Source organism: Patescibacteria group bacterium (assembly GCA_038063375.1).
Classification (GTDB): domain Bacteria; phylum Patescibacteriota; class Minisyncoccia; order Phycocordibacterales; family JANLHH01; genus JANLHH01.
In genome coordinates this window covers 44,739-52,982 of the sequence record JBBTVG010000014.1, presented here as the reverse complement: position 1 = coordinate 52,982, position 8,244 = coordinate 44,739, and the positions used below count along the sequence as shown (strand labels likewise).

At 48.3% G+C, this 8,244-nt stretch carries 7 protein-coding genes; 5 read left to right on the top strand and 2 right to left on the bottom strand.

Going from position 1 to position 8,244, the window contains the following annotated elements; translation table 11 throughout:
• Positions 1–111: 111 nt before the first annotated feature.
• Positions 112–2,067 carry a primosomal protein N' gene (priA, locus tag AAB523_02225; protein ID MEK7556085.1) on the bottom strand — a complete coding sequence of 652 codons (1,956 nt, stop codon included), beginning with the start codon at positions 2,065–2,067 and terminating at the stop codon, positions 112–114.
• A 305-nt stretch (positions 2,068–2,372) separates the two neighbouring features.
• Positions 2,373–3,290, bottom strand: coding sequence for a PEGA domain-containing protein (locus AAB523_02220; protein ID MEK7556084.1), 918 nt, complete (start codon positions 3,288–3,290; stop codon positions 2,373–2,375).
• 88 nt (positions 3,291–3,378) lie between these two features.
• Between AAB523_02220 and murA the strand changes: the two genes are divergently transcribed.
• From murA to AAB523_02195, 5 genes are read left to right on the top strand one after another with little or no spacing between them, the layout of a single operon-like run.
• Positions 3,379–4,680, top strand: a complete 1,302-nt coding sequence (gene murA / locus AAB523_02215; GenBank protein ID MEK7556083.1) for a UDP-N-acetylglucosamine 1-carboxyvinyltransferase — start codon at positions 3,379–3,381, stop codon at positions 4,678–4,680.
• A gap of 24 nt (positions 4,681–4,704) precedes the next feature.
• Positions 4,705–5,712, top strand: a complete 1,008-nt coding sequence (locus AAB523_02210; GenBank protein ID MEK7556082.1) for a rod shape-determining protein — start codon at positions 4,705–4,707, stop codon at positions 5,710–5,712.
• Positions 5,713–5,738: 26 nt separating this feature from the next.
• On the top strand, positions 5,739–6,482 hold the full coding sequence (locus AAB523_02205; protein ID MEK7556081.1) for a hypothetical protein: 744 nt from the start codon (positions 5,739–5,741) through the stop codon (positions 6,480–6,482).
• A 50-nt stretch (positions 6,483–6,532) separates the two neighbouring features.
• Positions 6,533–7,084, top strand: a complete 552-nt coding sequence (gene frr / locus AAB523_02200) for a ribosome recycling factor (protein MEK7556080.1) — start codon at positions 6,533–6,535, stop codon at positions 7,082–7,084.
• A 3-nt stretch (positions 7,085–7,087) separates the two neighbouring features.
• A complete protein-coding gene (locus AAB523_02195; protein ID MEK7556079.1) occupies positions 7,088–8,194 on the top strand; it encodes a site-2 protease family protein in 1,107 nt (368 codons plus the stop codon).
• Positions 8,195–8,244: the final 50 nt, after the last annotated feature.

Below are 8,244 nucleotides of genomic sequence, written 5' to 3'. Positions count from 1 at the left end.
GTTCGGAAACATCTCTCAAAAGGTCTTTCGGTGCTCATGAAATCGCACCTCAACCCCGCATACTGCGGGGTTTTTTTGAGCAGATTCGCTTTCCGAGGAATTGTCAGGTTGTTATAGCACATCCTCCGGATCAACACGCACGGCAAATTGCGGCGGCAAGGCGCGTAATATGCCAAGCAATTTTTCATCAACCCATTCGCCTCGCGGAACTCTGATGAGTATATTCATCCGATATTTCCCCTTGATGGTCGTGATGAATGCGGGAAATATTTCCGGTTTATAGGTCTCCAATTTCTGCGCCGCAAGATGCATCTCTTTTTCCACCTGTTGTTGCTTCCCTAGAAGAGTGAGTTTGATCAGTGTGGTAAACGGCGGGTAGTGGAGCGCTTTACGCTCCGCTATCTCTTCGCGATAAAAATCAATCAAGTTTCCTTTCGTGATGTAATCAAATATTTTATTCTCCGCGTCGCGGGTTTGTATATAGAAACGCTTCAATGCGAGCGCGCGTACGCGCAATAACATATTAAATACGCGTTCGTTTATTCTGAAATCGGGAATCGTAAAAAGGGAATCCACCGATAATACGGCGACATTTTCTATACTGCGGTCAAGATACGCAATCGCCATTTCCGTACCCACCAAGATGCTACCGGGCGACGCGTAAAACCTATCCCGCAGTTTGATGGCTTGTTTGTGGGTTTTTACGCTATCGCGGTCCATGCGCATTATGTTTAGACCCTCCGCTTGTTTTTGCAATTCTTCTTCAATATGCTCTATGCCGACACCAAGCGTGGTCAGGCGCCATCCGCTGCAGACAATACACCGGTCGGGCGCGTCTTGTTCAAAGCCACACTTGTGACAGATAGCCGTGTACGCCCCACCTTTGTTTTTGGCGTCTTTATTATGAAGCACCACGGGGGCGCTACAGCGTTCACACATGACCGTACTGCCGCAATCACTGCATACGGTGAGGGGATAGAGGCCGCGGCGCGCTGTTAGAATAAATAAACTTTCGTTCCCACCTTTCATTTTTTGTATGAGTGAGAGCAGTTCATCGCAGAGCACACGAAATTTTTTAGCGCCAAATTTATCCGTGTATTGCCTCATATCAATGACTTCCTGCGTGGCCACCGAGAGAGAACGAAACGCAAGCGCCGAGAGTACCGCGTAGGTGCCTTCTTCTTGTTTCCAAAGTGTTTCCGGTCGCAAGAATATATCGCCTAAGATGAGACGCGCGCCGGAGAGCCGCGCAAAAATTTCCGCGAACATTCTTATGTCAACAAAAGGGCGCGTGGGCATCTTGTAAGCTCGGGAGCTTTCTTTCTCCACGATGATCGTGCCAATGTCGGGCCGGGGAAGTGAGAGGAATGTTCCCGTGCAGATGATAAGAACGGGGTGAGCTTCTTCCAGCGCCGCTTTCCAGTTTTCCACTATTTCTTTTTTGGTCATCCCGCTATGGAAAACATACGTGTAGTCTTCAATGCCTTTCTCCAGAGTCGCTTTCATATGTTCTATCTCGCTTATTTCGGGAAGACAAAAGAATACCGAAGCGCGCTTGGCGAATTCTTCGCGGATGATGCTTTTATAGGTGGAAATGCGATCTTTATCTTCCGATTGCACGAGCAATGGTTCTTGTTTGACCTTGAACGTTCCCTCTGCGCGCTCCACCGCGAGTTTTTCCTTGGGGAGCACCGCAGGAGAGTATGCGGAAAGCGCCGCCGGAGTGAGTGCGTGTATGAGAGCTCCCGTGGTACCGCCGTAGTAATGCGCCGCTTCCAGCGCGGCCCCCACAAATGAAGGAAGAAAAAAATGACGCGCTTTGATATCGCCTATCTTTTTTATGGAGTAGGAAGACGACTTGAGCTCTGTTTTTGAAATCTCGGCACTCTCGCATCCGAGCACAAGCGCGTCCACCATTTTGTTGCGAAGAGGCACGGAAACAATAAACCCGGGGAGAATATCCTTTGCACTGAAATAAGTGAGTTGTTCTTTGGTGATACCTTTGGAAATAGGAACGACATGAACGATATTCATTTTCCCGTTCTTTTTTTGTTCTTGCTTTTCCATATGATCTTTTTCGTGAGGAGTCGCAAAATTTCTGGAGTACACTTACTCTCTATCCTTTATAGGTATTATACACACTCTTTTAAGTCATGAGGGTGCGTATCTTAGAGCCTGTTCAAGATCTAACCACAAATGAGGGTTATCATGCTTGTTTGCCTGCTAAAACTTTAAAATTTATGCTGCAAATCATTCATTTCTCGTCGGCATATCCCGATATGCCTTCTCGAACTTCGTGATTTTCGCTATAAATTTTAAAGTTTTAAGCTAGGCATTAGATCTTGAACAGGCTCTTAACCCCGGCCCTATTTCTAGAGATTGATTTTGAAAAAATTGTTGTTGTCTTTGACGTACAAGGTATTGCCCGAGACCACAAAGTAAGGATCAACTCCTTTATAGACAGGTTGAAAATTCTGATATTTGCGGGCATCGATCTCTATGACGTAGATGCCGTTTTGTACCGCGACCAAAATGACATCCTCGCGGCCGGGATAGAAATCAACATCTTTGATCGGTGTGATGGAATTGAATACGAGCACGGTTTTCTCGCAGACTTTCTCTCGGCAAAAATAGTTGGGAAGTGAATCCTCGTCTTTCTGCCAGGTGGCGAGCACACGCGTGTCATCCTGCCAGAGACCGACACGACCTCGCTCCGCGATGAATACCCCCGGAGTATTTTCGGCAGTACTCGTTGCCGAGGCACTCTTTGCGGCTAAGGCGGAGGCTTTCTTTTTTTCTATTTCGTGATTTTGAAAAAGCTCCACTACGTCAATGTATTCGGGATTTAATTTTCCTCCCGTTACGGGCGTGGTGGTTGCCGAGGTAGCCTTATCGGAGGCAAGAGTGCGCGCTATCACCTCACCTTTTGGTTCTTTTGGTACAAGAAAGGCAATCGCGGTGGTTACTTTTCGTTCCTCAACTTCCACTTCTTTTACCCATGGCCAGAATCCTTCTTTCATAATATATACCACATAGGTATCCGGCCTCAGGTCTTGCAGAAACAATTCCTTCTGGAAAATGTTTGTTTTTTTCTTTTTTTTACTGTCTACATAAATGTCAGCCCCCGCTTCCGGAGAATAAATATAGATCCCCCCGGTCTCTACGAGACGGAATCCTTTTCCAATTCTATATCCGCTGGTATAGAGAGTGATAATGGGGATGATAACAAAAAATACCGCCAAGAGGGTATAAAAGTAAAATCTTCGTTTTTTGAGCGACAAAGGCTTCATGAGAGATAATAGTATACAAAAAATCCCAAAAAGCAATCTGGAGGCGTATTTGTAAAAAGATACCAAAAGCCGTAAGATAAGTAACAATATGGCTGCTGAACAATTTCTTATCAAAGGATTAAGCGGAAGAAAAGAGCTTCACGGGACCATTCGCGTGAATGGCGCGAAGAACGCCGCTCTCAAAGCGATTGCCGCAACGCTCTTGTTTAAGGATCCGGTAACGTTAAAAAACCTTCCTGATATTGAGGATGTGCATCGCATGATTGACCTCATGGAAGACATGGGGGTGACTGTCACCAAAAAAGAAAAACACATATACGTCTTTGACGCGGGGACGCTCCGCACTTCTCATCTTCCGCCGAAGATATCAAAACGCTTGCGCGCCTCCATCGTATTGACGGGACCGCTCCTCTCGCGCACAGGTCAAGTGCATTTCCCGCATCCGGGCGGGTGTGTGATCGGCAAACGGCCGATCGATCTTTTTATTGAGGGGTTTCAAAAAATGGGAGCGCGCGCGCGTATGACGGACGAAACCTACGCGGTGCGCGCGAAAAATGGGAAACTCTCCGGCGCGGAAATATTTCTGCGCAACGCAAGCGTGACGGCGACTGAAACATTCATCATGGCGGGGGTCTTAGCAAAGGGCACAACGGTCATAAAAAACGCCGCTTTGGAACCGGAGATAGAAAGTTTGATGCAATTCCTCATATCGTGCGGCGCGCGCATCAAGGGTGTGGGAACCACGACGCTTGAGATAACGGGAGGACCGCTTTTGTCGGCAAAAAAGAGATCCTACATAACCCCGCCGGATCGGATTGAAACAGGGAGCTTTCTGATTATCGGCGCGCTTGCCGCGAGCGAGCTAGAGATCACTCATTGCAACCCGACGCATGTGGAAGCGCTTCTTGAGGTACTGCGCTACGCGGGCGTAGACGTTCTCACCAACGCGGATACCATACGAATTAAACGCAATGGGAAAAAGAACAGCGACCTTACCGGTGTTGATATCAAGACGCATGAGTATCCCGGATTTCCTACCGATCTGCAGGCGCCGATGGCGGTATTTCTTACACAGGTTACGGGGGAGAGTCTGGTTTTTGAGACAATCTTTGAGGGAAGGCTCGGCTATGCGGAGGAATTAATACGGATGGGCGCCAACATCAAGGTCATGGATCAGCATCGCATTATCGTGAAAGGACCCAAGCTCTTGAACGGACGTGAATTGGAGAGTCCGGACCTGCGCGCGGGGCTTGCATTCATTATTGCCGCGATTGTTGCAAAAGGGCAATCTCTCATACATAATGTCTACAATATTGACCGAGGCTACGAGAATATTGAGGAGCGATTGCGCCAGATCGGCCTCTCTATAGAGCGGATACAGCGCGATTAGTATTGCTCTGAAACACCCATGAGTATGTTTTCAAAAAAATTAGGGATAGATCTGGGGACTGCCAATATATTGGTATATTATCCCGGCAAGGGGATTGTGTTGAATGAGCCGTCCGTAGTGGCGGTGTCGGAACAAGACAATAAGATCCTCGCGGTCGGTATTGAAGCGAAAGAAATGATCGGGCGCACACCCGATAACATCGTGGCGTACCGTCCCATGCGCGACGGTGTCATTGCCGACTATCGCGTCACAGAGGCAATGCTCCGCTACTATATCAATAAAGCATTGGGGCCGTGGAATCTGTTCAAGCCGGAAGTGATGATCTCGGTACCCGCGGGAGTTACCTCAACAGAGCGCCGCGCGGTAGTGGAGGCGGCGATCAAAGCCGGAGCCAAAAATGCGTACGTGGTCAAAGAGCCGATCTTGGCGGCTATCGGCGCCGGCATTCCGATCTACGAAGCGCGCGGACACATGATAGTTGATATTGGAGGCGGCACGACCGATGTGGCGGTTATTTCTTTGGGGGGAATCGTCGCTTCAACGTCCGTTAAATGTGCCGGGGATCGGATTGACCACGCTATCACCGACTACATCAAGAAAACATTCAATCTGGCTGTGGGAGACAAGACGGCGGAAGATATCAAAATGAAGATCGGGTCCGCGGTGCCGCTGGAAGAAGAACTCACCATGACCATCAGGGGTCGCGACTTTATCTCCGGTCTGCCGCGCTCGGCGGAGATTGCAACCAATGAGATCGTGAAAGCTATTGATAAAGAATTGCGAGAAATGATAAAAGCGATCAAAGACGTCCTTCAGGAAACACCACCGGAACTTTCTTCCGACATCATTGATCAGGGTATTATTATGACCGGCGGCTCTTCGCTTCTTCGCAATTTTCCAGAGCTGGTATATCGCCGCACCGGTGTCAAAGCGGTACTCGCGGAAGACGCGCTGTATTGCGTGGCGAAAGGAACTGGCATCGCTCTTGAACATATTGATACGTACAAAAAAAGCATTATCGCGAAAAAGTAGGTCGCGCATCTATTTTTTGTTCGCAGATGTTTACATACATGCAGGCAATTTTTGATAGTTACAAAAAAACAGGAGTGTTGCATCACGCGTATCTCATTTCCGGTACAACCGGAGATGTCATGCCGGAGCTTAAGGTTCTGATCTCGCGTGAGTTGGGGTTTGTTACCGTCGGTAATCCTGATTTTTGGGTAGGGGAGTTTGAAACTTTTGGTATTGATGACAGTAGAGCGATCAAGGAGCTTCAATCACGAAGATCTTTTGCCGGCGAGAGGAAAATTTTTGTACTGTGCGCTCATTTCTTTACGAGAGAGGCGCAAAACTCGCTTCTTAAAGTATTTGAGGAGCCGACGGCGCATACCCACTTTTTTATCATCACGCCCAATACCGAATCTCTGCTTCCCACGCTCAAGTCGCGTCTTTTTTTAATCACGCCGCACCGGCACCAAGAGTCCCAAGAGTCCGGCGGAAACGACGAAGCATTCTCCGCCAGAGACTTTTTGAAAGAGAGCCGCGCGAAGCGCCTGGAGCTTTTGAAAGACATCATTGAGAGCAAAGACAAGAACCGTGCTATTTTGTTTTTGAATGAACTGGAGCATGCGCTCTATCAAGTAAGCGCGCAAGTGAGCGCGAAAGGCGGCTCCATGACGAAAGACGTGCGGGAGACTTTCACCGAGATCGGAACGTATCGAAGCTATTTAAATGATCGGTCGCCCTCCATTAAAATACTCTTGGAGCACATCGCCCTTACCGCCCCGGCTCCGGGAATATAGAATCAGAGGCAAAAATTTGTTACAATGCATCAGTATAGAGACATAGAGACATGAAATACGATTTTACCCAATTTAAAAATGAAGCGGCAAAGATAAAAGAATGGCTCGGCAAAGAGTATCTTTCTTTGCATACGGGACGCGCCACACCCGCGGTTTTAGACCGGGTGCAAGTTGAAGCCTACGGCGCCAGAACGTCCATTTCACATGTTGCCGCTATTTCCACTGAAGATGCTCGGTCTCTCTTGATAAGCCCATGGGATAAAGGGGTGATAAAAGAAATAGAGCGCGCGATACAGATGTCAAACCTCGGTCTCTCTACATCCATATCAGAGAGCGGCATACGCGTCTCATTTCCCGAGCTCACGACCGAACGGAGAGTGACGTTGGTAAAAGTGGTGAAGGATAAATTGGAAGACGCGCGCATTTCTGTCCGAAAGGAGCGCGAAAGGGTATGGGAAGACATTCAAAGAAAGGAAAAGGAGGGCGAAATGTCGGAAGACGATAAATTTCACGGCAAAGAAGAGCTCCAAAAACATGTTGATGAAACAAACAGGGCGCTGGAAGAGATGGCGAGACGTAAAGAAACGGACGTGATGCATTAATTCATGAGTGTCCTTATTTTTGTAATCATTCTTGTTGTGTTGATCTTAGTCCATGAATGTGGGCATTTTATTGTTGCGAAAGCGGCAAAGATACGAGTAGATGAATTCGGAATCGGATTTCCTCCGCGCATGTTTGGGTTCAAACCGAAAAATGGCGAAACCGAATATACGTTCAACTGGATTCCGTTCGGAGGATTTGTGAGGATCTTTGGCGAGAACCCAAACGAAGAGGCTCTTCACGGACCTGCGAAAGATAGAAGTTTTATTAACAAACCGAAGATCGTGCAAGCCGCCGTCATTGTTGCGGGCGTATCTTTCAATATTGTGTTTGCATGGATGCTTATCTCGGCAAGTTTTATGTATGGATTACCCGCACCGGTCGGCACGGAACCTGCGGGTGCGGTCGTGAAAAATCCAGAGCTTACGATCACGGAAGTCATTCCAGATTCGCCGGCGCGCAGAGCGGGACTTTCGGTGGGAGATGTTATTCTTGCGCTTAGTGCCGACACGGATATTCTGGAGAACGGATCACCGGAAGATGTCTCTCTCTTTATCGCCGCCCATGGGCAAGAGCGCATTGCACTCTCTTTTAAACATGGGGAAACAGCCTCCACGGTGTTCGTAGAACCTGTCCTGGGGATCGTTCCCGAACGCGCAGCGCTCGGCATTTCAATGAGCATGATTGGTACGTTACAATTGCCGGTGCACCAAGCGTTATGGGAGGGTGCCAAAACTACCGGCAGTCTTAGCATGCTGATTGCCGCCTCGTTCTGGGGACTCTTCGCGGATGCATTCACCGGGAAAGGGGACTTGGCTTCTTTGACCGGCCCGGTCGGCATAGTTTCCATAGTGGGAGATGTTTCCGAGCTCGGTTTTATCTATTTGCTCGGCTTTGCGGCGTTCATTTCAATTAATCTGGCAATTCTTAATCTGATCCCGTTTCCGGCGCTTGATGGAGGACGGCTCTTGTTTTTGCTTATTGAAGCAATAAAAGGTTCGCCCATTAAGCCTGCAATTGTAAATTTTTTGAATACTGTCGGATTTGCTCTCCTTATTTTTGCAATGCTTGCGGTGACCTACAATGACATCGTGAAGCTCGTGACGGGGTAGGGAACACCATTTCCAAAAAACGACCACATCCGCCCACTAGGGCGGATTTT

What these genes read in the sequence shown, in the direction of transcription:
- priA (MEK7556085.1), bottom strand. Translation starts at nt 2,067, where the DNA reads ATGGAAAAGCAAGAACAAAAAAAGAACGGGAAAATGAATATCGTTCAT.
- AAB523_02220 (MEK7556084.1), bottom strand. Translation starts at nt 3,290, where the DNA reads ATGAAGCCTTTGTCGCTCAAAAAACGAAGATTTTACTTTTATACCCTC.
- murA (MEK7556083.1), top strand. Translation starts at nt 3,379, where the DNA reads ATGGCTGCTGAACAATTTCTTATCAAAGGATTAAGCGGAAGAAAAGAG.
- AAB523_02210 (MEK7556082.1), top strand. Translation starts at nt 4,705, where the DNA reads ATGTTTTCAAAAAAATTAGGGATAGATCTGGGGACTGCCAATATATTG.
- AAB523_02205 (MEK7556081.1), top strand. Translation starts at nt 5,739, where the DNA reads ATGTTTACATACATGCAGGCAATTTTTGATAGTTACAAAAAAACAGGA.
- frr (MEK7556080.1), top strand. Translation starts at nt 6,533, where the DNA reads ATGAAATACGATTTTACCCAATTTAAAAATGAAGCGGCAAAGATAAAA.
- AAB523_02195 (MEK7556079.1), top strand. Translation starts at nt 7,088, where the DNA reads ATGAGTGTCCTTATTTTTGTAATCATTCTTGTTGTGTTGATCTTAGTC.